The sequence below is a fragment of the Azonexus sp. genome (genome assembly GCF_047638095.1).
GTDB lineage: Bacteria > Pseudomonadota > Gammaproteobacteria > Burkholderiales > Rhodocyclaceae > Azonexus.
In genome coordinates, this window is the sequence record NZ_JBLJBW010000004.1 from 13760 (window position 1) to 38327 (window position 24568).

Here is a 24568-nt window from a genome sequence, read left to right on the forward strand (position 1 = left end):
GGCAAAACGTCGGCTGTTGCAGATATTTTGGCGTAAAGGCGTAAAACACGACACAAAATAATGACAAACAAATAATTTCCTGCTACGGTACGCATATTGTCATTTGCATAAACGATATGCGCCAATCGATGTTTTCCTTCGCTTTCCTGTTGCTGATTCTGGCCGCTTGCAGCCAACCCGCGCCGCGCCCGGATCTGGCGGCGCATTTGCAGGCGCCCGCCCAGGCCCAGCCGGAGGCAGACCCGATGCCGTCGACGGAGGAAACACCCCGCGCGCCGGCAGCGCCTTTTAGCTGGCCGGCAGAAACCTACAGCGTCAGCGTGCGCGATGTGCCGGTGCGCGACTTGCTTTTCGTACTGGCTCGCGATGCCCGCCTGGAAATCGATATTGCGCCGCAGGTCACGGGCAATGTAACGCTCAATGCCCAGCGCCGCCCACTGCTGGAATTGCTCGAACGCATCGCGCGCCAGGTACCGCTGCGTTATGAATTTCTCGCCCACAGCCTTTTGGTCGTGCCGGATGCGCCCTATCTGCAGCATTACCCGGTCGATTACGTCAATTTGGGGCGCAGCGTCAGCACCACGGTGGCCAACAACATGCAGATCGGCACTTTGCAGAACGGCGAAAAAACCAACGACAACCTCTCCTCGACGCGTATCGAAAACACCACACAGCATCGTTTTTGGGAAAAGCTGGAAAAAAGCATCGCCCACGTTTTGCAAGAAGAAAATGCTGGCAAGAAGGCGGTGCCAGGCGCACCGCAACGGCTTGCCGTACACCCTGAGGCGGGGCTGGTTTCGGTATTTGCCACGCAAGCGCAGCAGCGCCAAATTGCACGCCTGATCGCCCAAATGAGCGGTGCCGTGCGGCGGCAGGTTTTGATCGAAGCGAGCATCGTCGAAGTCAGCCTGAACGAAGGCTACGAACAGGGCATAGACTGGACTTCGCTGGTGCGCGGCGGGGTTTTTGAATACGCCGGCAACCCTTTGAAAAACGCGGTCAATCTGCGCTACACGCGGGGCGACAATCCGCGCGCCCTGATCAATTTGTTACAGCGCTTTGGCACCAGCAAGGTTTTGTCCAGCCCGCGTTTGTCGGTGCTCAACAACCAAGCGGCCTTGTTGAAAGTGGTGGAGAACTACGTTTATTTCAACGTCAAAGCCGACACCACGAGCACGGCCAATGTCGGCACCACAGTCACTTACACCACGACGCCGCAGACGGTGGCGGTCGGCTTGGTGATGGGGGTGACGCCGCAAATCGCCGCGGACGATTCGGTGATTCTCAATATCCGCCCAAGCATCACCAGCATCAGCCGCGAAGTGCCGGACCCGAATCCGGAGTTGCGCAAAAACGGCATCGAAAACCTCGTGCCGATGATACGGACGCGGGAAATCGAATCGGTCATGCGCGTCGCCAATGGGCAAATCGCCGTCCTGGGCGGCTTGATGGAAGATCGCATCGACTACCAGACGGCGCGTCTACCCGGCCTGGGGCAACTGCCGCTGGCCGGCGAAGTATTCAACAATCGCAACAACCGCACGCAAAAAACGGAACTGGTGATTTTTCTGCGCCCGGTGGTGGTGCGCGAACCTGGGTTGGCGGGTGACTATGCGGCTTACTCCCGTCACTTGCCCGACCCGGCCTTTCTCGATGCGCCTGCACACGGGCAGCCTTTTCGCCTGCCGGGCCAGGCATCGCCGCACGAGGCCTGGCCATGAACGCACGCTGGCTACTGGGTGAGCGCTTGTTGCACCAGGGGATGATTTCCTCCGACCAGCTACGCATTGCCTTGCAGGAACAACAGGCAGAAACCCGCCCGCTCGGCTGCCTGCTGGCCGAACTGGGTTTTGCCGATGAAAGCTGTGTGCAAGACGTACTGGCCGAGCAACTGGCCTATGCGCGCTTTGCGGCGGCAACACAGATTCCGAGCGCGCAAGCCATGGCCTTGATCGCCGAACCCTTGGCGCGCCGCCACCATCTTTTGCCGCTGGCCGTCGATCCGGTGACACAGACTTTTTCACTGGCCATGGCTTTCCCGGAGGATCCGCAAGCGCGCAGCGCGGGTGAAGCGGCCTGCCCACCGGGAATGCGCTGCACGGTGTTTTTGGCGGGCACCGACGAAATCGCCCAGGCGATCAGCCGGCACTATCCGCCCCCTGGCGAAATCGACGCCTTGCTCGATGACTGCGCCAACCCGGCGGCACAGGCGGCCTATCCGCCGGCAGAAGCCGCGCCCGTGCGGCTGGTCGCGGCGTTTTTGCAAGATGCCGTACGCCAGGGGGCTTCTGACGTGCATTTCGCGCCGGAGCGCGCCTGTGTGCGCATCCGTTACCGCATCGATGGCATCTTGCACACGGTGCGTCTCGTGCATTTGTCTTTATGGCCCGCGTTGGCGGGACGCTTGAAAATTCTGGCCGGCATGAATATCGCTGAAAACCGGCTGGCCCAGGATGGGCATTTTAGTCAGAACATTTTGGGGCGGCAGATCGATTTTCGCGCCGCTTGCCAGCCGACCTTGCATGGCGAAAACATCGTGCTGCGCATTCTCGAGCGCCAGCGCGGCGTCTTGTCTTTGGAAGCCATGCAACTCCCCGCCGAACAACTGGCCATGTTGCGCCAGATGCTCGCTCGTCCCAGCGGCCTTTTGCTGGTGAGCGGGCCGACCGGCAGCGGCAAAACCTCCACCTTGTACGCCATGATCCAGGCGATCAATCACGAAGGCATTCACGTGATGACGCTGGAAGACCCGGTGGAATACCAGCTCCCCCTGCTGCGTCAGGTGTCCTTGACCGACAACGCCAAGGCGAATTTTGCCGACGGCGTGCGCGCCGTATTGCGGCAAGACCCGGACGTGATTTTGATCGGCGAAATCCGCGACGCCGAAACTGCCCGCATGGCCTTGCGTGCCGCCCTCACCGGACATCTGGTCTGCGCCACCTTGCACGCCGGTAGCGCTTTTTCGGTGTTTTCCCGCCTGCATGAACTTGGTGTCGATTTACGCCAACTGCACGGCAACCTGGTCGGCATCATCGCCCAGCGCCTGTTTCGCACGCACTGCGCCTGTCAAACGCAGCCAAACGCCACGCCCAAGGCCTGCTCTTTATGCCGGCACAGCGGTTACCGGGGGCGGCGCGCCTTGCTGGAGATTTTGCCCGTCACGCCAGCGCTCGATGCCTTGCTGGCGGCCGATGCGAGTCCGGCGCAAATTTTCAGCGCAGCACGCGCGCAAGGCTTCGTTAGCTTGGCAGAAGCCGCGCAAGCTGAAATTGCACGCGGCAGCACCAGCCTCGAAGAAATGGCGCGCATGCTCGACCTGACGCAAACACAAACACAAATGCTGCCACCAGAAAAGGCTGCGGATAATGCACTTTGAGTATCTCGCACTCGACCCCCAGGGCCAGCTCGTGCGCGGGCGGCAAGAAGCCGCCGGACGGGCGGTATTGTGCGCCATGCTTGCCGCGCGCGGGCTCGACCCGCTGCGTCTGCGCCGTTGCTGGTTCGGTGGCCGGAGCCCTAGCACAGGTTTGACGGCGGAGGATGTACACGGCTTGACGCAGCATCTGGCGCATTATTTACGCGCCGGTTTGCACCTGAGTGAAGCCTTGCAGGATTTGGCCGAACATGCCGAAACGCCCGCACTGCGCCAGTTGGGGCAAAATTTGGCGCAGGCGGTAGAGAACGGACAGGCGGTGTCGCAGGCCTTACGACCGCTCTTGCGCCCTGAGCAAGCCTATGTCGCAGAAACCATCGCCGCTGGCGAGCACAGCGGCAGCTTGCCGGAATTGATGCAGCGCTTGAGCGAAGCTCTGCAGCGCAGCGCGCGCTGGCGTCAAGAGACGCGGCGCGCCCTGCTCTACCCCTGCCTGGCCGGCGGGGTGGCCGGGGCGGCCTGCCTTTTTCTTCTGCTGTTTCTGGTGCCGCAAATCGAGGTTTTTTTGCACGCCAGCGCACAAACCCTGCCCTGGCATAGCCGCGCGCTATTTGCCGTGGCAGGCTGGGTACGTGACTACGGCAAATTTTTTCTTTTGTTGCCACTTGCCATCCTGGTGTTGTTTTTCACTGCGCCGCGTTACCTGCCGCAACTACCCTATCTGCTAGCGCGCGCTCAGTGGCGCTGGCCTTTGTTCGGACGCATCACCCAAGCCCTGCACTTGGCGCAACTGGCAGACCTTTTGGGCCTGTTGTACGCCGCAGGCATTCCGCTGGCGCAAGCCTTGGGCTGCTGCGCGGCGAGTTGCCGCAACCGGGTCTTGGCAGAAAATCTCACGGCGATTCAGGACGCCGTGCAGGAGGGCCAAGGCCTGAGCCTGGCTTTTACCCAAGCAGAGCGCGGGCTGTCTGCGGGGGGAAATTCGGCGCTGTTTCCGGCCTTCTTTCTGCAGCTTTTGCGCGCCGGCGAAAAAACCGGGCAGCTCGAACACAGCCTGCGCCACCTCGCCGAACACTATGACGCCACGGCCTGCGCGGCCATGGCGCGCGTGCACCTCTTGATCGAACCGGCATTGACCCTGCTGGTCGGCATTTTTCTCGGCTGGGTGGTACTGGCGACCCTACAGCCTTTGTATGCATTGATCGGCAAGGCACTGTGATGTGGCCCTGGCGCTGCCTTTATCTCGAAGAAGAGCAGCTCTTCGTCTGGCAGGGGCTGGCGGCGCAAGCGCTGCCGCTGGCTGAACTGGCCGCCTATCTGCGCGCAGAGATAGGCCGCAACTACCGTTTGGTGATTAACCAAAGCCGCGAGCAGATCGTCCCGGAAACGCTGCCCACGGCACTGCGCGGCAGCGCGGCATTGTTCATGGCCAGCCGTTTGCAGCGTCTTTTTCCCGAGACGCCTTGGCGTAGCGTCGCCCCGCAAGCCCGACAGGGCGTAAAGAGCGATGTCAGCTGGTTGGCTTTGAGCGAAACACCGGTCTTGCGTCAGGTTTTAGCCGCCTTTAACGAAAGCGGCGCAGCCTTGCTCGGCATATACAGCCTGGTGCAGTTGCTACCGACCGATTGGCACAAAGGGGCGCATCTTTTGCTCAGTGAGCATGGGCCGTATGTACGCTGCAGCTTGATCGCCGAGGGTAGCGTGCGTGCCAGCCAGTTGATCACCGCCACAGAGGATTACCGGCACGAGATCCGCCAGTTTATGGCGCGTACGCGTCACAAGGATTTGCCCCTGCTGCTTTTGGGCAGCACCGCCTGGCGTCAGACGCTGCTTTTGCCGGAAGGCCTCACCCCTTTACCCGCCACTGCGCAGAGCTTGCGGCCGCTACTGACCCAGCGGCGGCGCTGGCCAAAGCAACAATTCGCCCGCCCGGAACAGCTGACGCGGGCGCGCCGGCGCACACGCGTTGCTCTGTTGGGTGCTTTGGGAATGTGCGCTGCGCTCACGGCAACGGTCTGGGCGCAGAGTTGGCGACCCGTTGCGCAGCCCCTCCCGCCACCGCTCCCTTCTGCGCCACAGCAAGCAGAAGCGCCCGCTCCAGAACCCGTTACGCCGATCGCGGAATTGCCAGAAAAAGAAAGTCCGCCTGCGCCGCGCCTTGAAGGGCGAGTCAGCGGGGCGCGCGGCACCATTCAAGAATGGCGAGAAGGCGCAGCAGAAACAGCGCCCAATGCCGCCTTGGCCGTGGGCGACAGCCCGCAGCAGCCCCTGTTGCCGGCGGGGAGTTTACGCATTCATCGCGAGCCAACGCCATGAGAGCCTCGGAAAGCGGACAAACTCTGCTCGCACTCTTGTTGCTGGGGGCGCTGAGCCTGACCTTGGCACTCGCCAGCATCCGTCTACCAGGCGGCGAATTGGCCTATTTGGCACAAGAGCGCCGGCAATTTGCCCAGCTGCGCGAAGCGCTGATTGCGCGTGCGGTGAATGACAACAATCGCCCCGGAAGCCTGCCCTGCCCCAGCGTGGACGGTGTTGCGCCTTTGCTCGCCGGGCAGAGTTGCCCACAACTCCTGGCCGGCCTCCCCTGGAGCACCCTGAAAATCAGCGCGCCGCTGGACCGTTCATTCACCCCTTGGCGGTATTTGATCGCACCCGGCATGCAAGACAGCGACGCCAATTACCCACTCAACAGCGACCATCCCACTGCTTTGAGCGAGGCAACACCGGGAATACCCGGGGCAAATGATCTTGATACTACCGACCCCATCGCCGCCCTGCTCATCGCCCCCGGCCCGGCACTACCCGGACAGCAACGCCCGGGAAAAACCCTGGCCGACGAGATAGAGCTCACGCTCAGCCCGCCAGGCAGCGTGCGCCAGTTCGTTTTAGCGGCGCACAGTAACGACCGTCTGTACCCGATACGCCGCAGCGAAATCATGCGTGCCGTAGAACGGCGCGTCATCGGCAGCGTACTGCGTTGTCTGCATGCGCATGCCCAGTACAGTGCCGGCGAACTCCCCTGGGCGGCACCGCTAAACTCCGCCGGACAACACGGTGAAAGCGGGCGCAATCGAGGGCGCGTGCCGGCGACGCAGGAAATCGCCAGTCTGACGCAGTTGGCCACGGCCAGTGCCGCCATTCTCCAGCAGGCGGTCTTGCCGGAGGCACGCGTGGCCGCGTGCCACCGCGCCAAAAATCTTTTACAGGCGACACAGCGCATGCAAACGCGTGCCCTGCAGCACAGCGAGACATGTTTGACCAGTGCGCAAGCCCACGGCAAAAATCTGGCGACGACCTATCAAGCGCTGCGCGCCGAAGTTGACGCGGGCGGGCTGGCCAGTGCGGCGTGGCGTCAGGCCTTGGCGCAACAGGAAAACGCGCTTTCATCCGCCACGCCGACCAGCGAAGCACGCGCCGCGCTGCAGGCACACTGCGCAGCCTGGCAGATACCGCTGGCGGCATTGCAAGCACGGCTGACGCAAGCAGAAAGCCTCCTGCCCTCCGACTGCGCCAAAGCCGATCTGCCGCTTTCACCCCTGGCCCATGCACTGCAAACACTTAGCCCGGCGGGCGAAAGTAGCGCCGCCGCGCGCTGGCCGACCCTGTGGGGCGCAGCGGCCTGCGATTTTCTAAGCCATGAAAATGATTGGTGGGCGAAAAACCACTGGACGGAGAGCGTGTTCTATCACTTCGCCCCACCTGCCGGCGGGGAGCCGACGAGCAACCCAGACGGCCAAGCCAAAGGGCCGCAGGTGGCCGGCCTTGGCCCGGTGGCGCGGCTCGTCATTGCCGGCGGCGCGGCGCTTCCCGGACAACAAAGACCGGGACAAACATGGGCTGACTATCTGGAGGGACAACATGGCACAGCAAGTGAGACAGACGAGAGCCTGCTGTATTGGCGCGAAGCGGCAGAAGGCAATGACCAGATCGCCTATTGATTCCCGCCGCATGGCAAGTCAGCGTGCGCATGGCTTTTCCCTGATCGAATTGAGCATCGTGCTCATCGTATTTGCGCTGCTGGCGGGCAGCCTGCTGCCATTGGCCGGCGGGCAGCGCCAGCAGCAAGAAGACTTACGCGCGGCGCAACAACTCGAACAGGCGATCGAAGCCCTCTACGCCCACGCCGTGGTCTATGGCCATTTACCCTGCCCGGCCGACCCCGCCTTGCCGACGAGCGACGCGCAGGCTGGCGCGGCGGCTTGCCCGCGAGAATACGGTGTACTGCCCTGGCAAACCCTGGGCTTGGCGGCGCTTGACCCCTGGGGGAACTACATCAGCTATTTCGCGGATAAAAATTTCACCACTGCGCCACCCGTGGGCGCGGGAGCAGGTTTTCGCTTGGACAGCGAAGGCGGGGCCGAGGTTTTTAGTGCATCGGGCGGCGCGCGCCTGGCCAGCCAGCTGCCGGCACTGCTCGTCAGCCACGGGCGCAACGGGCAACAGGCCTGGCGTCCGGATGCGCCGCGCCGAGGCGGGGGAAGTCCGGATGAAATCGACAACGGCAAAGCCAGCCGCAGTTTTGTCGACCATCTGCCCACTCCGGAGTACGACGACCTGGTGCGCTGGCTCAGTCCGACCGTTTTGAAACTACGCCTGATTCACGCCGGGCGTCTGCCTTGAGGCGAGCAACCGTATTTTTCACGAGGAGAGCAAAATGTTTTCTAGACAACGTGGTTTTACCCTGATCGAAATTTCCATCGTTCTGGTCATCATCGGCTTGCTCCTGGGCGGGGTGCTCAAGGGGCAGGAGATGATCAACGAGGCCAAGATTCGCAATATCGAAAAGGACATGGACGGTATCGCCGCAGCGGTCTACGCCTATCAGGACCGTTACAAGGCCTTACCGGGGGATGACCCAGGCGCGACGCGCTGGAAAGCCAAAGGCGGCAACGGTGACGGAAAAATCACCAGCGGCAGCAGCGATGATGAAAGCCTCGCTTTCTGGAACCACTTGCGTTACGCCGGCTTGCTGCACGGCGACCCGGAGAGCACGAGCGCGCCACAACATGGCGCGGGGGGCATCTTCAGCATACAAGGGGAGAGTGGCAGCCTGCTCCTTTGTGCGCAGGGTTTACCGCGAAAATTCACGGAAATCATCGACACCCATCAAGATGACGGCAAACTCGACAAGGGGCGCTTACGCATCTTCAAGACAGGAGAAACAGTTGTCTTCAGCACTCCCCTGCCAACCTACGACACAGAAGAAAGCACCGTATACACCCTATGCAAAATCCTCTGACAGGCCGCGCAGCAAGCGCTCTTCAGCGGCGGCCACGGTGGCGGGCTCGCCTAAGAGGACGGCGATATCGCCTTCTTCGAGCAAGGTATCCGGTGCCGGTTCTACCGCCCGGATGCCGCGCCGGCGAATTGCAGTGACTTCACAACCCAGGCTTTCGAGCTGCAATTCGTGCAGGTGATGCCCGATGCCCCAGGCCCCGGCGTTGAGCCAGACCGAATGCAGACGGGGCTGTTCGCCGCTTTCGTCGTCGCGGTCACTCATGCCGCGATAAAAACCGCGCAGCAGACGGTAGCGCTGGGTACGCACCTGGCGCACCCGTTTCAGCACCCGATTGATCGGCACGCCAACCAGCGCCAGGGCGTGCGAGGCGATCATCAGGCTGGCTTCCAGGGTTTCCGGCACCACTTCGGCGGCCCCGGCGCGGGTCAGGCGGGCCATGTCTTTTTCGTCGGCAGTACGCACCACGACCGGCAGTTCCGGGCGCAAAAGCTGAACATGGTGCAGCACTTTTTCCGATAAAGCGGTGTCACTCACCGTCACGATGACCACGCTTGCCCGCTGCAAACCAGCCGCCAGCAAGGCTTCCTTGCGTCCGGCATCGCCAAAGACCACGCTTTCCCCGCCGGCGGCGGCCTCGCGCACGCGGTCCGGATCGAGGTCAAGCGCAATGCTCTGCACCCCTTCCTCCGCCAGAAAACGCGCCATGTACTGGCCGTTGCGGCCAAAACCGCAAAGGATGGCGTGCTTCTCGGAGTTCATCGATTGCGCGGCAATCTGGGTCAGTTGCATGGAACGGGTCAGCCATTCGCTGGCCACGAAACGCAGCACCAAACGCTCTGAATACTGCACGATGAACGGCGCGAGCAACATGGAGAGCACGAGCGCGGTCAGCGCCACCTGTTCCACACCCTTGGGCAGACGCACGATTTCACCGAGCAAGACGAAACCGAATTCACCGCCCGCACACAGCCACAGCGCCGAGCGCACCGAATTGCCGGGTGAAGTGCCAGAGCGCCAGGCGAGCACGCCGACGACCAGCGCCTTGACAGCGAAGAGCAGCAGTAGCACCAGCAAAACCTGCCACCACAGGTCGATGAGAATATGCAGATCGAGCTTGACGCCGATGGTGACGAAGAAAAGTCCCATCAACACATCGCGAAAAGGCTTGATGTCTTCTTCCACCTGCAGCCGGAATTCGGTTTCGGCAATCAGCATGCCGGCGACAAAAGCACCGAGCGCCAGCGACAAGCCAGCCAGCTCCGTGACGGTGGCCATGGCGAGCGTAATCAAAAGCACATTGAGCACGAACACTTCCGCCGATTTGGCGCGCGCCACCAGATGGAACCACTTGCGCATCAATTTCTGGCCAAAAACCAGAATCAGAGCGAGTACGGCAATGGCTTTGAGTATCGCCACGCCCATCAGCATCGCAAGCTTTTCCGGCGGTTGCGTCAAGGCCGGCAACAGCACCAACAGCGGCACGACGGCCAAATCCTGAAAGAGCAAAACGCCGATCACCTGGCGGCCATGCACGGCGTCCAACTCCATGCGCTCGGCCAGCAGTTTGGTCAGCACGGCGGTGGACGACATGGCAAACACCGCGCCCAGGGCGATGCCCAACTGCCAGCCAAAGCCGAACAACAACGTCAGCCCCATGCCCGCCAGCATGGTCACGACAACCTGCAGCAAGCCCAAGCCGAAGACGATGCGCTTCATCGTATGCAGCTTCGAGAGCGAAAACTCCAGGCCGATGGAGAACATCAAAAAAACCACGCCAAATTCAGCCAGCGCCGACAAACGCTTGATATCCGTCATCAGATTCAAGGCGTGTGGGCCGATGATGCTGCCCACCGCGAGATAACCCAGCACCGGCGGCAGATTGAAGCGGCGAAACAGCACCACGGCAAAAACCGAGGCACCCAAAAGGAGTAAAACGAGGGACAGTGCGCTCAAAGCGGGCTTCTTGAAGTCAGGTATACTCGGGCGATGATAACCGCTGACTTGTCATGAAACCAACACCGTCCTACACCGAATTTTCCGCCCAACGCGCCCAACTGCTGGGACGGCAGACGCTGGACATCGAGGCGGCCGCCATTCTTGCCCTGAAAACACGCATCGACGAGGCATTTTCCCGCGCCGTCGAATGCATATTATTGAGCCGGGGCCGGGTCATCGTCAGCGGCATGGGCAAATCAGGGCATGTGGCCCGTAAAATTGCCGCCACCCTGGCCAGCACCGGCACACCGGCCTATTTCGTGCATCCGGCAGAAGCCAGCCACGGCGATTTGGGCATGATTACCCGTGACGACGTGTTTCTGGCGCTCTCCAATTCCGGCGAATCGGATGAGCTGCTCAACATCTTGCCCTCGCTCAAACGCCAGGGCGCACGCCTGATCGCGCTGACCGGCGTGGCGACGTCCACCTTGGCGCGCGAGGCCGATGTACACCTCGATGCCGGTGTCGCCCAGGAAGCCTGCCCGCTCAATCTCGCCCCCACGGCGAGCACCACCGCCGCCCTGGCCTTGGGCGATGCGCTGGCCGTGGCTTTGCTCGATGCACGCGGCTTTGGCGCAGAAGATTTTGCCCGCTCACACCCCGGCGGCGCTCTGGGGCGACGCCTGCTCACCCATGTGCGCGATGTGATGCGCGCGGGCGACGCCGTGCCGCAGATTCACGCCACGGCCCCCTTGGGCGACGCCATTGTCACCTTGTCGGCCGGCGGCCTGGGTTTTGTCGCCATTGTCGATGCCGCGCAACGCCCCTTGGGGATTTTTACCGACGGCGACCTGCGCCGCGCCTTTGCGCAAGGCCTTGAGCTACGCGGCAAAACCATTGGCGAGCTGATGCACCCGCAGCCAGCCAGCATCCATCCCGACCGTCTGGCGGTAGAGGCGGTAGAAATCATGGAGGGGCGGCGCATCAACGGCTTGCTGGTGTGCACAGAGGACGGCGTCTTGTGCGGCGCGCTCAATATGCATGATCTATTTGCCGCCAAAGTGATCTGATGCCTTCTCGTTTTTACCTGCGCCCATGCTGAAACCTCATAGCGGCCAACTCTTTCTGATTGCCCTCCTTGCTTTGGTGGCGGCGCTGACCTATTGGCTGGACGCCCGCCTCACGCCGCCAACAAGCCGCCCCGACTGGCGCAAGGAACATCAGCCGGATACCTTGGTCGACGACTTCGAGATTCGCCGCCTGGATGCGCAAGGCGCACTGCGCTACCGGCTCAAAGCACCGCACCTGGTGCATTATCCGGATGACGACAGCACCGAGGTGACGACCCCGCACATCACGCTTTATCGTCCGACCGGAGCCCCCTTGACCCTGCTCGGAAAACACGCCCAGGTCAGCGCCAAAGGAGAAACCGTATTTTTCCCGGGACAGGTCGATATTGATCGCGCTGCCAGCCCGGTCAATCAGGCCATGCACGCCCGCACCAGCAACCTCACCGTCTTGCCGGATGCCGGCCTGGCGAGCACCGAGGAGCACGTTCACATGACCTTAGGCGCTTCGGAACTCGAGGGAACCGGAGCGCGCATCGACAACACGGCACAAACCTTCTCCCTGCTGGCGAAGGTCAGTGGCCGCTACGTTGCCCAGAAAGCCACGCCATGATTTTGCGCCTTACCGTTTGCCTCGCCACCCTGCTCTGTCTTGCCGCCCCGGCATCGGCTGAAAAAGCCGACCGCGACAAACCCATGCTGCTTGAAGCGAGCAAAATCTCCATCGATGATCTGAAAAAAATCCAGATTCTCGAAGGTGACGTCATCATTACCAAGGGCACCATGGTGCTCAAAGCGGCCCGCGTGGTGGTGACCGAAGATGCTTACGGTTTCCAGAAAGGCGTAGCCTTTGCCGCCCCCGGCGCGAAAGCCACTTTCCGCCAGAAACGCGAAGGGCGTGAGGATTACATCGAAGGCGAAGCCGAGCGCATCGAGTATGACACGCGTAGTGAAGTGGCAGAGCTGTTCCACAAAGCGTGGATCCGCAGCGGCGAAGATGAATTGCGCGGTGATTACGTCTGGTATGACGCGCTCAATGAAAAATATCTCGCCAATGCCGCCACGGCAAGCGAGGCAGGCGCACCGCCGCCCCGGGTGCGCGCCATCATCCAGCCGAAGGGCAAAGGCAGCGCACCAAGCAACGAAAAACGCGGCGAACAGCTGGAATTGCGCGGCGCGCAAGGGATTTCCACCGAATTTGATCCCGGCCCTGCAGGACGCTGATTTTCAAGACTTTATTTTGTTTTGTGCGGCGCACAAAAAAGGCTTGACAGCAGCAAAACCTTGCCTATAATCCAGAAATGATGCAGCGCAGCAATTTACGACCGAACCCCGGCAGCGCTGCCTGATTCCTCATTTCATTTCGCCTACTTGGAGACACTCATGATCAAGACCCCGGAACAATTCGCCGCCGCCAACAAAGCCACCGTCGATTCCCTGCTGTCGCTCGCCAACAGCGCCCTCGCTTCTGCCGAGCGCATCGCCGCCCTGAACCTCAACACCGCCCGTTCGCTGGTGGAAGATTCTGTTTCCGGTGCCAAGGCCCTGATGGGTGCCAAGGACGTACAAGAAGCCCTGTCCATTCAGGCCTCGCTGGCCCAGCCGAATGTCGAAAAGGCAGTCGCTTACTCGCGCAGCGTTTATGAAATTTCCGCGCAAACGCAAGAAGAACTGTCCAAGATGGTCGAAGCGCAATACGCCGAATTCCAGAAATCGGTCGCCGGCCTGCTCGACCAAGCCGCCAAATCGGCCCCGGCCGGTTCCGATGTTGCCGTTGCCGCCGTCAAGAGCGCCATTGCCGCCGCCAATTCGGCCTTCGACAACATGAACAAGGCCGCCAAGCAAGTGGCCGAAATCACCGAAGCCAATGTCGCTGCCGCCACCAATGCAACGGTCAAGGCCGTGGGCGCAACCGCCGCAAGCGCCAAGAAAAAGTAACAGTGTTTCTCATTGTTTAACAAAACCCCCATATTTTTGGGGGTTTTGTTATACTACGCACTTGATTCCACGACAGTAACCGAGAAGGAGACAACCATGTCCAGCCCGAATTTCGAACAACTCGCCAGCGCCCAAAAAGCCAATGCCGAAGTGATGACTGCTCTCATGCGTACCGCCCTGAATGGCGTGGAACGCCTCACTGCCCTGAATATGGCGGCAACGCGCGATTTCCTCAACAACTCCATGAGCAGCACGCAACAAATGCTCGCCGCCAAGGACGCCAATGCCCTGGGTAAGCTGCAAAGCGAACTGGCGCAGCCGGGCATGGAAAAAATGATGGACTACTCACGCAGCATTTACGACCTGATGGCCGACATGCAAAAAGAAGTCACCGCCGTCATCGAATCCCAGTACAGCACGTTCACCAAAAATGCCAACAGTGCCGTGGAAAAAGCCAAGAGCGCCACGCCGGTGGGGGGCGATGTTTTTGCTGCCGCCATGCAATCCATGCTCGGCGCGTCAACCAAGGCATTCGACCAAATGAATTCGATCGCCAAACAACTCTCCGGCATCGCTGAAGCCAACCTCGAAGCCGCCGGTAAGGCCACCAGCGCCGCCAAACCCACGGCGACCAGTGCTGCCGCCAAGAAAGGTGCTGCCAAGTAATTTGGCCGCAAATACGACAAAACCACGACAAAACCCGCCTTTCGAGCGCGGGTTTTTTTACGCCTTGGTTTTCCTACACCTACCGCCGACGGCCGATGTAAAATGAGCGGGAAATCAACAGCAAAAAGGAGTGCCCCATGTTTCCCGAGTACCGCGACCTCATTACCCAGCTGAAAACCACGGATCGTCATTTTCTGAGTGTCTTTGACAAACATAACGAGCTCGATCAACAGATCAAGAATATGGAAACCCACATTGAACCGGGTACGCCGTATGAAATCGAAGTGCTGAAAAAGAAAAAACTGGCGATGAAGGACGAGTTGTACGACATTTTGCGCAAGGCAGAAGCCCGCGCCGAATAAACCGCAGCAGCCCCCAGAGGCCGCATCCTGTACGGGATGGCGGCTTTTTTGTCGTCCACCTTTTTTGTTGTCTACCGTTCGCCGGCAACGAATAAAAAAAGGGAAAACCGAAGCTTTCCCTGGGTAATCCCGGCCACCGCAGCGGCCGGGGTGTTGCTTGTCGAAACTTAGTGCGAGCTGGCCGAGGCAGCGCCGATGCCGGTTTCGGCACGGACTTCCTGATCCGGGTAAATCTCGCGTTCTTTTTGCGCCTGCTCGCTGTTGTCCATGATGGAGAACAGCCAGATGCTGACGAAGGCAATGGTCATCGAGAAGAGCGCCGGCGAGGTGTAGGGGAAGAGTGCGGAACCCTTCGGATTGCCCAGCACGGCTTCCCAGATGGCCGGCGATACCACGGTCAGACCGACCGAGGAGATCAGGCCGAGGAAGCCACCGATCACGGCACCCTTGGTGGTGCAGTTTTTCCACAGCACCGACATGAAGAGCACCGGGAAGTTGGCGGAAGCCGCGATGGCGAAGGCCATGCCGACCATGTACGCGACGTTCTGCTTCTCGAAGGCAATACCCAGGATCACCGAGCCGATGCCGAGGCAGGCCGTGGTGATACGCGAGACGCGCAGTTCGGAAGCCGAATCGGCGTTACCGTTCTTGAACACCGTCGCATAGAGGTCGTGCGACACGGCCGAGGCGCCGGAAAGTGCCAGCCCCGCCACCACCGCGAGAATCGTGGCGAAGGCCACGGCCGAGATGAAGCCGAGGAAGACGTTACCGCCGACCGCATTGGCAACGTGCACCGCAGCCATGTTGCCACCGCCGATCAAGGTCCCATTGGCATCCAGATACTTGCCGTCCGGATCACCCAACACCATGGTAATAGCGCCGAAACCGATGATGAAGATCAGGATGTAGAAGTAGCCGATCCAGGTGGTGGCCCACATCACCGACTTGCGTGCCTCTTGCGAGTTCGGCACGGTGAAGAAGCGCATCAGGATGTGCGGCAGACCGGCGGTACCGAACATCAGCGCCATACCGAAGGAAATGGCGGAAATCGGATCCTTGATGAAGCCGCCGGGGCCCATGATGGCCAGACCGGCCTTGGCTGCTTCGGCTGCATCCTTGCCACCCTTGGCAGCAATTTGCGTTTTCACTTCAACCGCCTTGGCAAACAGGGCTTCCGGGCTGAAACCGTACTGCGCCATGACCATGAAGGCCATGAAGGTAACGCCGGAGAGCAGCAAGCAAGCCTTGATGATCTGCACCCAGGTGGTTGCCGTCATGCCGCCGAAGAGCACGTACACCATCATCAGAATACCCACCAGCACCACGGCCATCCAGTATTCCAGGCCGAAGAGCAGCTTGATCAGCTGACCGGCACCGACCATCTGGGCGATGAGGTAGAAGGTGACCACGATCAGCGTGCCGGAAGCGGCAAAGGCGCGGATCGGAGTTTGCTTGAAGCGGTAGGCGGCGACGTCGGCAAAGGTGAATTTGCCGAGGTTGCGCAGGCGTTCCGCCATCAGGAACATGATCACCGGCCAGCCGACCAAGAAGCCGATCGAGTAGATCAGACCGTCGTAGCCGTTGGCCATGACCGCGGCGGAAATGCCGAGGAAGGAGGCGGCCGACATGTAGTCACCGGCAATGGCCAGACCGTTCTGGAAACCGGTGATGCCGCCGCCGGCGGTGTAGAAATCCGCCGCCGATTTGGTTTTGGCTGCCGCCCATTTGGTGATCCACAGCGTGCCGGCCACGAAAGCGCCGAACATGATGATGGCCGTCCAGTTGGTGGCCTGCTTCTCGGCCTGGCCGAGATCGCCGCCGGCAGCCAGTGCACCGCCCGCCAAGGCGAGCAGCGCCAGCGCGCCGAAATATTTACTCAGATTGCGCATTACTGCACCTCCTTGATGACTTCTGCTTTGAGCCGGTCAAACTCGCCGTTGGCGCGCAGAACATAAACGGCCGTAATGGCAATGGTAAAAATGATGACGCCGATGCCAATGGGCACGCCCAGCGTGGTGACGCCGGTACTGCTCAAGGGGGTGGCCAGCAATTCCTTGTCAAAGGCGATCAGGCTGGTGTAGCCGTAATAGACGATGAACATGATGATGGTCATGATCTTGCCATAGCCGTTGCGCGTCTTGACCAACTGCTGGTACTTCGGGTTTGCTCGTATGCGAGCATATACATCTTGTGACATAGTCTTCCTCCTCGCGTGATGTGAACGGTTACATTTGCGTAACGGTTTGCATAATCCGCGAGTCAGCCTTACAAATAACTTAAGAAAACTTAAGAAATTGCTGCCTCGGAAAATGTCTGCTGCGGCAGTTCAACCCGCACGGTCAAGCCGCCGCCGGGGGTGTGGGCAAGATCAATCCGGCCTCGGTGCAGGCTGACGATGTGCTGAACAATGGTCAAACCCAGGCCGTGCCCGCCGTTTTTTCCCGAGGCACGCCAAAAGAGACGAAACACCTGCGGCCATTCGCTTTCAGCAATCCCTGGACCATGATCGACCACCGAAAGCCGGGTTCTTCCGGGTAAGGATTCGATACGAACATCCACCGCGCTCTGCTCCGGCGCGTGCTGCAAGGCATTGTTCAGCAAATTGTTGAGCAAGGTACTCAGTGCCGCCGCATCGCCGCACAGGGGCGTACTCGCCGGAGCCTGCAAACCCAGATCGATGTGCCGACGAAAAGCCAATGCCTCGTGCGCGATGACGGCTTCGCGGGCGAGTGCGCTCAAATCGATTGCCGCACAGGGGCGTTTTTCACCCAGCAAAACTTGCAGGCGGCTGTGATCCAACAGCTGCTGGCACAAGCGCGTGCTGCGCGCGACGGCTTCTTGCAAATGCCGCAAGGCTTGCTGGCAGGTTTGCGGATCGTTTTCTGCCGTGGCGATATCGGCATAAAGCTGAATCGCCGCCAATGGGGTGCGCAATTCATGCGCCGCCTCGGCGATGAACCGTTGATGGGCATCGAGCTGCTGCGCCATATCGGCCAAGAGCCGATTAATGCTGTCTACGGGTTGCGCCCAATCTGCGGGGTAAGCCGTGGCATCGAGCGGCCAAGCTTGGCGGGCGGAGCGCGCCGCCAGATCGGCACACAGTTGCAAGGCAGGATCGGTCATGCCGCAGGATCGACCAGTTTGAAACCGATGCCACGCACATTGCGTATCCATTCCTTACCGAGTTTTTTACGCAGGCGATGCAGCTGAACTTCGATGGAATTGCTGGCGATTTCTTCCCCCCAGCCGTAGAGGCGCTCTTCGAGCTGGGCGACGCTGAGTACGCTGCCCGGCACTTCGATCAGCGCCACCAACAAACGAAATTCCCGGTCAGAAAGATGAATTTCCTCCCCGTTCAGACGCACCTGCCGTTGCCGCGAATCGACGTTCAGCGCACCGAGCACGAGCTCGCTGCTCACCCAGCCCTGGCTACGTCGACGCAAGGCAAAAACGCGGGCCACCAACTCGTCGAGGCTGAACGGCTTGACCAAATAATCATCAGCCCCGGCATTGAGCCCGCCCACCCGATCCTCCAGCGCACCGCGCGCGGTAATCACCAGCACGGGAACGCGCTTGTTCGATTTCGCCTGGCGCTGGAGAATCTCCAACCCGCCAACGTGCGGCAAACCCAGGTCGAGGATGAGCATGCCGTAATCGTGGGTCGCCAAAGCCGACTCCACATCGCGCCCGTCATGCGCCCAATCGATGGAAAAATCCAGTTTGCGCAAACTGGTGAGAATGGCATTCCCCATCAGTTCATCATCTTCGGCAAGCAAAATTCTCATGGCGGGTCAGTAGATTTTCCCTGCAGGAAAAAAAGCAATGATAACGCACGCAGCAAGCCCGCAACGCGCATTGCGCACAGCTTTGAGCGCTTATTACCCCGGGCGGTCAGGCGTATGGCTAGCGCTTGCCTCATGCACCATAGCCAGCAGCTGGCTGCGCCTGAATACCCCCGTTTTTCGATAAATACGCTGCACATACGTTTTTACGGAAGACTCTGAAATATTCATGCGCAGGGCGATCTGCTTATAGGGGTGATGCTGCAGCACCGAGGCGAGAACCTCACACTCCTGTTCGGAGAGCAGGGCAGATAAGGAAGTAGGAAGCTCTTGCTTGAATATCGCTGTTGCCGGCAATGCGTCTGCGCCGGTTTTTTCTGCTGGCGCAGCATCGCCTTGAGGCAAGGAAGATGGGGGGCGCAATGGATTGGTTTGTCCACCGCCTGCCTGCAAAATCAGTGTGAAGACCGCCAGATTCAGCGTGATCAGTGCGAGCAGATTCAAAGTGGTGTTACCGGGCGTGAAGGCAACTGCCAGATGGTGGCCGGCGGCTATTCCGGCAACCAGCGTAGCGGCTGTCAAGCCGTAGGCGCGCAAAGCGTTGGTAAAGGAAAGGGCGAATGCAAGGGCAAATACATCGACCAAACCCGCTGCCAACATCATGCAATACAGCGAGACATGCGCAGCCAGGGGCGAAGGGAGTGTCTGCTGGGAAGAAAATGCCAGTAAGGAACAACATACTGCGGTCAGCAAGGTGATTTCGAGCCGCCGGCGAAGCAAAGGAATGGCCAACAGCGCGCCGCCTATGTAGAACAGCAACTCGCTACCCGGCCAACGGGCATCTGCCGTATAGCTGGGCAGCAAATGCCCGTACATCAGCCCACTCAATAGCTGGAAAAGAAAAATAAAGGGCAGGTAACGGTAAATATAGGGGGTAGCTCCGTGCAGCACACTGCGTGCGATGGGCGGGGCGAGCAGGAAACCCGCCAGTATTCCAGCCAGCAGCGCTCGCTTGACGGCGTTATCAAGAGGCAAGGCATCAAGTGCCAACAGACCAAGATTGCCGGCGACCAAACCGGTAGCGGCGGCAGCGATGAAGTGATGACAGCCTTTGAGCAGCAGTGCCGCTTGTATTGAAAGGGGGGCGGACACGAGGCCCAGGGCAGCGTACAAAAATGTATCCGGGACAAACTTGAGTAATGGCAGCCAAAGCAGCGTGATGAGCGATGTGCTCAAGGTGCTGATGCGCAGCACGGTAATGCACACGCGTGGGGTGCACCAGGTACAGGCAAGCAGGCCCATGACCTGCGGCCACAGAAAGTGAGACAAGCCCGCCGTGCTTCCTTCCAGAAGCGGACCGGACATAGGAAAAGCGACCAGCCATAAAACATAGAGCGTAAAACCTATGGTGCGCGTCAAATGATCAGGAAGCAGGGACATGGCTGGCATGTGCTCAAGGGGAGGGGGGCAGAATTTATCATGGACCTACTCCGATGGTTCTTGCTGCAAACAAAAAACCATCGTTGAATCAATAGTATAAACAAAAGACTACGAGAAAGATGACGCCAAAAGAAAAAGACGACGCCACGCCTCGGTGCGCCCTGAGCGTATGTGTGGAAAAATCGCCGGATAACGATTTAAAGGGGTTTGGGTACCGTGAATTCACACACAATCACTTTTTGTGGCGTACTGAGCATACTGGCGAGCAGTATCTCGAGTGCGTGGGCGCAGCAGGGTGGGGAAGGCACGGAATCAGCGCCGGCAACAGGAAAAACCGAAATCCGAGCGGCCGGGCCGGGGGTCATCGTTCCCTTGTCGCCACCGGAAACCCTGATGGGGCCGCAGCTCGATAAAAAAGCCGTATTTGGCAACTTCCAATACGATGACAGCGTTTCACAGCGCTCACTCGATGCCACCCTGCGCAGCACCTTTGAAGACAACCGCACGAGCGGCCCGGGGCGTGCCAACAGTTTTCTTGAACCAGGTTCACACTGGCTGCACGACCTAGAACTCAACACGCGTAACCCGATCGGTGATTTCAAAACCGAATTCAATGCCACCTTGCGCTACACGGATTCACGCCGCTACGATCCGGCATTCTGGAGTCTGCAGCGCCTGCAATTCATTGCTACAGATGACAAAAACCATCTCACGCTCGGTGACTATTACGCCACCCTGTCGCAATACTCCTTGAATCAATCCATCAAGGGAATAGGCTACCAGCGCAACATCAACGAAACGACCTATGTCCGGGTCCTGGGGGGAACTTTCGCACCTCGCTGGGATTACCTGTGGGGCAAGCAGTGGGATGAGAGCATCCGCCGTGACGTGACCGGGGTGCGCGTACAAAATGCCGGGCAGAACTACCGTGTGGGCCTCAACCTGGTATCGGCTTCGGATCATCGCTATTCATCCCGGCCGGCAGCCTTTGACAGCTATCGCCAAACCTTGCCAGCAGTTGATTGGGAATATCGCAGTGCCGGCGGCATCCGCTGGAGTGGGGAACACGCACAGGCCAGCACACGGCGCAAGGATGTAAATGGCGTAGCCAAGGATCTATCCGGCACGGCCCACCGCATCGAAGGCGATGGCAGCTTTGGTGATATCCGCTGGCGCTTGCGTAGCGAGCGGGTATCTTCCGATTTCTACACCATGGGTGGCGGGGCGGTAATCGATCGTTTACGCTACTACTTGCGCGGCGATTACCGCCTTAACAAGATCTGGGGCGTCTATCTGGCCAACGACTGGTATCGCAACAATCTCGATGGTCAACTGGCGGCAACGACCCGGACTTACATTCCGGAAGCCGGGGTGACAGCACGCGGCTTATTTGAGCGGCGCAACATGAACATGAGCCTTGGTCTGCGCCAGCGCCGGGTGGAGACCGACCAACCCAACTACAACAAACAGGTCTCGGATCGTATTTATGTCAGCCTGGCGGATCGTTTTGGCGAGCTATCGGTACGCGGCGAAGTGGAGGCCTTGCTCAATCGGCGCAAGGACAATCTGAAAGTACGCACGGAAAATGACGACTACCTCTACCGCATCGGCCTTGATTCACGCCACGTATTCCAGGAGGGACGCTACGATTTTCGCCCCTATCTGACACTGGAACGCCAGACCATAGAAGACCCCTTGACTGGAAAAACCATTCTTACCAATGGTGCACTGGTGGATTTCCGGCTGATGGCACCGCACAACCTGACCTATGCTCTGAATTTCGAGCGTCGCTACACCGACAACCGGATTCCCAACCAGGTCAGCAATGAACTGATGCGCTATGCCCTGAGTGTGACTGCGCGCCCTGCCCTGCTCAATGGCGGCAACGTCCGAGCTGAAATCGGCAAAGCACACTATGACTTTACCGGTAGCAACGATGATTACCGCGAACGTTATTTCCGTGTGATGCTGGATGTACCGTTTTCGCTGGAGAAATGAGCATGAAATTCAAGTTTTCCCAACTGCGCACACTGTGGGCTGTGTTGTTTGCCGCGTTTTTCCTGTGGGCGCCTCTCGGTGCGCAGGCGCAATGGTGGAGTTTTGGCAGCAACAGCAACCGCCCTGTCATTTCCGAGTTGCTGTTCAACAGCGTCAGCGCACTGCGTGTTGAGCGGCAGCTTTACATGTCGCCAGAAGATCTGCAGCAAAACAAGATTACCGTGCGCGGTCGGACCGAAGTCGGCCAGGGCAAAGTCGGCCGGGTAGAGGCCAGCCTGGACAACGGTGTGACCTGGACAGCCGTCCCCTTCAGTGAGCAGGGGCTGTTTGCTTTCGAGTTCACGCCGGAAATCGGCCGCGCCTATCCCTTCCGGATTCGCAGTCTGTCAACCACGGGACAGGTGAGTGAAGAAGCAGACAACGCGTTCGAATTCAAACTGGTGAAAGATGATAGTCGCCAGCTGGCCCGGGAAACCTTCGAGAAACTGTTGCAGCGCTACATGGCGCGTGACCGTGCGGGCTTCATGCAGCTTGTATCGAACCGCTTTGCAGGCGATGCGGTGGCCCTCGACAGTGCCTTGAGTAACGACTTCAGGTTCTTTGATTCAATTCGCATCGAACCCGTCATCCGCCAAATGGCCGCCAGCAATAATCGCTGGATCATCCATTTCAACTTTACCCGTCAGGTCCGCTCGACCAAAACCGGGCAGATGTTGAAGGACCAGGCGCAAAGTGCGGTAACGCTGGTCCGTGATGGCGAAAGTTACAAACTCGTCGAGTTGGCTGCACCGCTGATTTTCGGCGTCTCCGATCCAAGCAACGTGGCGACCTATGTCGCAGAAGGCAGCGCCGGCAGGTCGGTGCTCACGGTGGATGACGCGGGCAATGCCAGCACGGCCAAACAGCTGCGTTCCAGCACCGGAGCCGCGGGAGGCTCGATCCGCGATGCTCGCATCCTTCAGGGGCAAGGTATAACGAGCAGTGGCAGCGTGGTGTCGTACCACATTCAAAATCACCCAAATGGCGCCATCGGTCTCTGGGATGGCAATTTTCATCCTGGCAGTGATGCGGATGGAGATATCTTTATACTTGCTGATAGTTCACTGGATGCAGTACAACTGCCTCTGCAAGGGAGCGAGCAATCTTCAGTTGCTCCGCAGTTCGGCAAACTCTATGGGGTCAAATTGAGTGACGGCACTACGTTTGTGATCAAGTACGTTTCTGGCAGCACCGGTCCGGGGGCTATACCTCCTGGAGCGATCACCACCGCCAACATCCAGTACCGTCATTTTCGCTAAGCGCTGATTCACCGCAGCCACCACCGGCTGGCGCAAAAATGACGCGTAAACCCACCGCTGGCCGGCACGGCACGGTGGGTTTTTATTTTTCCCGTGCGCTCGGCGACAGGCACACCAAAAAGCGTCGGATTGCTCTTGCCAGCCCGTGCAGCACAGAAATTCATTGAGCGAGAAATTTACGAGGAGCCTTGCCATGCGCATCAACCACCGCCAGTTTTTCAAGCACCCGCTTTGGCAGAAAGTTGGCCTGTGTTGTGTCCTGTTTCTTTTCTTTTCAACAGCCCATGCTCAGTGGTGGCGCTTCGGTGCGGATAGCGACGAACCCGTTTTCTCCGATTTGCTGTTCAACCGAGTGAATGCCTTGCGCGTCGATCGCAGTCTTACGCTGGGCAAAGATGAACTGAACAATGGCCGGGTGCAGGTGCGTGGCCGGGTGGAAATTCAGCAGGGGGAGATAGGCAATGTCGAAGCGACACTGGATGGGGGGCAGAACTGGATCGAAATTCCGTTCAATGAGCAAGGCTTGTTTGCCTTCGAATTCCAACCGCAAGACGAGCAGGTCTATCGTTTTCGCATTCGTTCTTTTTCCACCACCGGCGAAAGCAGCAATGAAGCCGTGCACAGTTTTGATTTCAAGGTCAGCGCTGAAAAGGGGCAGGCTCTGGCCCTGGCGGCCTTGCACAAATTGATCGAACGCTACGCGGCGCGCGACCACAGTGGATTCATGGCCTTGGTGGCGCAGGATTTTGCGGGCAACTTGAGCGCCCTGGATAGTGCGATCAGCAATGATTTTCGCATCTTTGACGCCATCCGCATTCAAGCCACACCGCGCCGGGCAACGGAGAGCGAGGGACGCTGGTCGATCCAGTTCGGCTATAACCGAGAAATGCGGGAAATTCGTAGCGGTAAAAACTTCAACGACAACAGCGTCAGTTCACTGGTGCTGGTGCGCGAAAACGATGGTTTCAAACTACGCGAACTGGCGACTCCCTTGATCTTCGGCCTATCCGGTGGCGCAGACGTGACGACCTACAACGAAGCTGCCGCCGCCGGTCACAAAATCATTCTGGTCGATGAAAACGGCGGGGTGAGCATGGACGTCCTGGGCGCGAGGAGCGACACCAGCGGCACGGCGAGCGCCAGCGGACCAAGGGGGCCTGAAAACTGGTGGCCAAGCAATTTACGGCTTGACGCGAAAAATCAGAATCGCCTCGTCGATCTGATATTCGATATTCCCGGGCTGAATACAAATGCAGAGTCAGTGATCAACGGCTACGGCCGGGTTCTCGAATCAGCGAGAACAGCAAACGGACCCTGGCAGGTCGCCAGACAAATTAATCACCTGCACCACGTTTTCTTTATGAATGAGGACTGGCAGGGGCCGGTGACCTTTTACCGCGTTCGCATCAAGAAATTGAGCACGGGTGAGTTGAGCCCGCCCAGCAATGTGGTCAAGGTCGAGTGAGTGGC

At 59.5% G+C, this 24568-nt stretch carries 22 protein-coding genes; 16 read left to right on the forward strand and 6 right to left on the reverse strand.

From position 1 onward, the window contains the following. Nucleotides 1-116 precede the first annotated feature (116 nt). The 7 genes from ACM62Q_RS01695 to ACM62Q_RS01725 are packed head-to-tail and all read left to right on the forward strand — an operon-like array spanning nt 117 to nt 8612. Complete coding sequence (locus ACM62Q_RS01695; protein WP_415033246.1) at nt 117-1721, forward strand: type II and III secretion system protein; 1605 nt, start codon at nt 117-119, stop codon at nt 1719-1721. Next, nucleotides 1718-3376, forward strand: a complete 1659-nt coding sequence (locus tag ACM62Q_RS01700; protein ID WP_415033247.1) for a GspE/PulE family protein — start codon at nt 1718-1720, stop codon at nt 3374-3376. The genes ACM62Q_RS01695 and ACM62Q_RS01700 overlap by 4 nt, the downstream gene beginning before the upstream one ends. Next, entirely contained in the window at nt 3366-4592 is a 1227-nt protein-coding gene (locus ACM62Q_RS01705) for a type II secretion system F family protein (RefSeq protein WP_415033248.1), read from the forward strand. Before ACM62Q_RS01700 ends, ACM62Q_RS01705 begins: the two co-directional genes overlap by 11 nt. After that, nucleotides 4592-5689 carry a hypothetical protein gene (locus ACM62Q_RS01710; protein WP_415033249.1) on the forward strand — a complete coding sequence of 366 codons (1098 nt, stop codon included), beginning with the start codon at nt 4592-4594 and terminating at the stop codon, nt 5687-5689. Before ACM62Q_RS01705 ends, ACM62Q_RS01710 begins: the two co-directional genes overlap by 1 nt. Beyond that, a complete protein-coding gene (locus ACM62Q_RS01715) occupies nt 5686-7311 on the forward strand; it encodes a hypothetical protein (RefSeq protein WP_415033250.1) in 1626 nt (541 codons plus the stop codon). The genes ACM62Q_RS01710 and ACM62Q_RS01715 overlap by 4 nt, the downstream gene beginning before the upstream one ends. Then, the gene (locus ACM62Q_RS01720) at nt 7292-7993 is read left to right on the forward strand and encodes a type II secretion system protein (RefSeq protein ID WP_415033251.1); all 702 of its coding nucleotides are present in this window, start codon (nt 7292-7294) and stop codon (nt 7991-7993) included. Before ACM62Q_RS01715 ends, ACM62Q_RS01720 begins: the two co-directional genes overlap by 20 nt. A gap of 34 nt (nt 7994-8027) precedes the next feature. Then, a complete protein-coding gene (locus ACM62Q_RS01725; protein WP_415033252.1) occupies nt 8028-8612 on the forward strand; it encodes a prepilin-type N-terminal cleavage/methylation domain-containing protein in 585 nt (194 codons plus the stop codon). Here the strand turns inward: ACM62Q_RS01725 and ACM62Q_RS01730 are convergent. Then, nucleotides 8595-10565: a cation:proton antiporter gene (locus ACM62Q_RS01730; RefSeq protein WP_415033253.1), complete on the reverse strand. Its 1971-nt coding sequence runs from the start codon at nt 10563-10565 to the stop codon at nt 8595-8597. The two genes, ACM62Q_RS01725 and ACM62Q_RS01730, sit on opposite strands and share 18 nt — an antisense overlap. Nucleotides 10566-10618: 53 nt before the next feature. Here ACM62Q_RS01730 and ACM62Q_RS01735 point away from each other — a divergent pair, with 53 nt between their 5' ends. From ACM62Q_RS01735 to ACM62Q_RS01760, 6 genes are all read left to right on the forward strand, one after another. Then, entirely contained in the window at nt 10619-11617 is a 999-nt protein-coding gene (locus ACM62Q_RS01735; RefSeq protein ID WP_415033254.1) for a KpsF/GutQ family sugar-phosphate isomerase, read from the forward strand. A gap of 25 nt (nt 11618-11642) precedes the next feature. Next, a complete protein-coding gene (gene lptC / locus ACM62Q_RS01740) occupies nt 11643-12227 on the forward strand; it encodes an LPS export ABC transporter periplasmic protein LptC (protein WP_415033255.1) in 585 nt (194 codons plus the stop codon). Next, on the forward strand, nt 12224-12838 hold the full coding sequence (lptA, locus tag ACM62Q_RS01745; RefSeq protein ID WP_415033256.1) for a lipopolysaccharide transport periplasmic protein LptA: 615 nt from the start codon (nt 12224-12226) through the stop codon (nt 12836-12838). The genes lptC and lptA overlap by 4 nt, the downstream gene beginning before the upstream one ends. A gap of 159 nt (nt 12839-12997) precedes the next feature. Then, entirely contained in the window at nt 12998-13552 is a 555-nt protein-coding gene (locus ACM62Q_RS01750) for a phasin family protein (protein ID WP_415033257.1), read from the forward strand. Nucleotides 13553-13648: 96 nt separating this feature from the next. Further along, complete coding sequence (locus ACM62Q_RS01755; RefSeq protein WP_415033258.1) at nt 13649-14218, forward strand: phasin family protein; 570 nt, start codon at nt 13649-13651, stop codon at nt 14216-14218. Between the two features lie 137 nt (nt 14219-14355). Continuing rightward, complete coding sequence (locus ACM62Q_RS01760; RefSeq protein ID WP_415033259.1) at nt 14356-14580, forward strand: YdcH family protein; 225 nt, start codon at nt 14356-14358, stop codon at nt 14578-14580. Nucleotides 14581-14747: 167 nt separating this feature from the next. On the opposite strand, the gene ACM62Q_RS01765 is transcribed toward ACM62Q_RS01760, so the two are convergent. The 5 genes from ACM62Q_RS01765 to ACM62Q_RS01785 form a co-directional block, all read right to left on the reverse strand. Then, nucleotides 14748-16469 carry a cation acetate symporter gene (locus tag ACM62Q_RS01765; RefSeq protein ID WP_415033260.1) on the reverse strand — a complete coding sequence of 574 codons (1722 nt, stop codon included), beginning with the start codon at nt 16467-16469 and terminating at the stop codon, nt 14748-14750. Then, nucleotides 16469-16777 carry a DUF485 domain-containing protein gene (locus ACM62Q_RS01770; protein WP_415033261.1) on the reverse strand — a complete coding sequence of 103 codons (309 nt, stop codon included), beginning with the start codon at nt 16775-16777 and terminating at the stop codon, nt 16469-16471. Before ACM62Q_RS01770 ends, ACM62Q_RS01765 begins: the two co-directional genes overlap by 1 nt. Nucleotides 16778-16866: 89 nt before the next feature. Continuing rightward, on the reverse strand, nt 16867-17703 hold the full coding sequence (locus ACM62Q_RS01775; protein WP_415033262.1) for a sensor histidine kinase: 837 nt from the start codon (nt 17701-17703) through the stop codon (nt 16867-16869). Further along, nucleotides 17700-18365: a response regulator gene (locus ACM62Q_RS01780; RefSeq protein WP_415033263.1), complete on the reverse strand. Its 666-nt coding sequence runs from the start codon at nt 18363-18365 to the stop codon at nt 17700-17702. Before ACM62Q_RS01780 ends, ACM62Q_RS01775 begins: the two co-directional genes overlap by 4 nt. A gap of 93 nt (nt 18366-18458) precedes the next feature. Beyond that, entirely contained in the window at nt 18459-19802 is a 1344-nt protein-coding gene (locus ACM62Q_RS01785) for a response regulator transcription factor (protein ID WP_415033264.1), read from the reverse strand. Nucleotides 19803-20018: 216 nt separating this feature from the next. On the opposite strand from ACM62Q_RS01785, the gene ACM62Q_RS01790 reads away from it, so the two are divergent. The 3 genes from ACM62Q_RS01790 (at nt 20019) to ACM62Q_RS01800 (ending at nt 24563) form a co-directional block, all read left to right on the forward strand. Next, nucleotides 20019-21800: a hypothetical protein gene (locus tag ACM62Q_RS01790; RefSeq protein WP_415033265.1), complete on the forward strand. Its 1782-nt coding sequence runs from the start codon at nt 20019-20021 to the stop codon at nt 21798-21800. A 2-nt stretch (nt 21801-21802) separates the two neighbouring features. Further along, nucleotides 21803-23098, forward strand: coding sequence for a hypothetical protein (locus ACM62Q_RS01795; RefSeq protein WP_415033266.1), 1296 nt, complete (start codon nt 21803-21805; stop codon nt 23096-23098). A 193-nt stretch (nt 23099-23291) separates the two neighbouring features. Beyond that, complete coding sequence (locus ACM62Q_RS01800; RefSeq protein ID WP_415033267.1) at nt 23292-24563, forward strand: hypothetical protein; 1272 nt, start codon at nt 23292-23294, stop codon at nt 24561-24563. Nucleotides 24564-24568: the final 5 nt, after the last annotated feature.

Bases quoted from the DNA above. Each gene is read 5' to 3' on its own strand.
- ACM62Q_RS01695 (WP_415033246.1), top strand. From the start codon at position 117: ATGCGCCAATCGATGTTTTCCTTCGCTTTCCTGTTGCTGATTCTGGCC.
- ACM62Q_RS01700 (WP_415033247.1), top strand. From the start codon at position 1,718: ATGAACGCACGCTGGCTACTGGGTGAGCGCTTGTTGCACCAGGGGATG.
- ACM62Q_RS01705 (WP_415033248.1), top strand. From the start codon at position 3,366: ATGCACTTTGAGTATCTCGCACTCGACCCCCAGGGCCAGCTCGTGCGC.
- ACM62Q_RS01710 (WP_415033249.1), top strand. From the start codon at position 4,592: ATGTGGCCCTGGCGCTGCCTTTATCTCGAAGAAGAGCAGCTCTTCGTC.
- ACM62Q_RS01715 (WP_415033250.1), top strand. From the start codon at position 5,686: ATGAGAGCCTCGGAAAGCGGACAAACTCTGCTCGCACTCTTGTTGCTG.
- ACM62Q_RS01720 (WP_415033251.1), top strand. From the start codon at position 7,292: ATGACCAGATCGCCTATTGATTCCCGCCGCATGGCAAGTCAGCGTGCG.
- ACM62Q_RS01725 (WP_415033252.1), top strand. From the start codon at position 8,028: ATGTTTTCTAGACAACGTGGTTTTACCCTGATCGAAATTTCCATCGTT.
- ACM62Q_RS01735 (WP_415033254.1), top strand. From the start codon at position 10,619: ATGAAACCAACACCGTCCTACACCGAATTTTCCGCCCAACGCGCCCAA.
- lptC (WP_415033255.1), top strand. From the start codon at position 11,643: ATGCTGAAACCTCATAGCGGCCAACTCTTTCTGATTGCCCTCCTTGCT.
- lptA (WP_415033256.1), top strand. From the start codon at position 12,224: ATGATTTTGCGCCTTACCGTTTGCCTCGCCACCCTGCTCTGTCTTGCC.
- ACM62Q_RS01750 (WP_415033257.1), top strand. From the start codon at position 12,998: ATGATCAAGACCCCGGAACAATTCGCCGCCGCCAACAAAGCCACCGTC.
- ACM62Q_RS01755 (WP_415033258.1), top strand. From the start codon at position 13,649: ATGTCCAGCCCGAATTTCGAACAACTCGCCAGCGCCCAAAAAGCCAAT.
- ACM62Q_RS01760 (WP_415033259.1), top strand. From the start codon at position 14,356: ATGTTTCCCGAGTACCGCGACCTCATTACCCAGCTGAAAACCACGGAT.
- ACM62Q_RS01765 (WP_415033260.1), bottom strand. From the start codon at position 16,469: ATGCGCAATCTGAGTAAATATTTCGGCGCGCTGGCGCTGCTCGCCTTG.
- ACM62Q_RS01770 (WP_415033261.1), bottom strand. From the start codon at position 16,777: ATGTCACAAGATGTATATGCTCGCATACGAGCAAACCCGAAGTACCAG.
- ACM62Q_RS01775 (WP_415033262.1), bottom strand. From the start codon at position 17,703: ATGACCGATCCTGCCTTGCAACTGTGTGCCGATCTGGCGGCGCGCTCC.
- ACM62Q_RS01780 (WP_415033263.1), bottom strand. From the start codon at position 18,365: ATGAGAATTTTGCTTGCCGAAGATGATGAACTGATGGGGAATGCCATT.
- ACM62Q_RS01785 (WP_415033264.1), bottom strand. From the start codon at position 19,802: ATGTCCCTGCTTCCTGATCATTTGACGCGCACCATAGGTTTTACGCTC.
- ACM62Q_RS01795 (WP_415033266.1), top strand. From the start codon at position 21,803: ATGAAATTCAAGTTTTCCCAACTGCGCACACTGTGGGCTGTGTTGTTT.
- ACM62Q_RS01800 (WP_415033267.1), top strand. From the start codon at position 23,292: ATGCGCATCAACCACCGCCAGTTTTTCAAGCACCCGCTTTGGCAGAAA.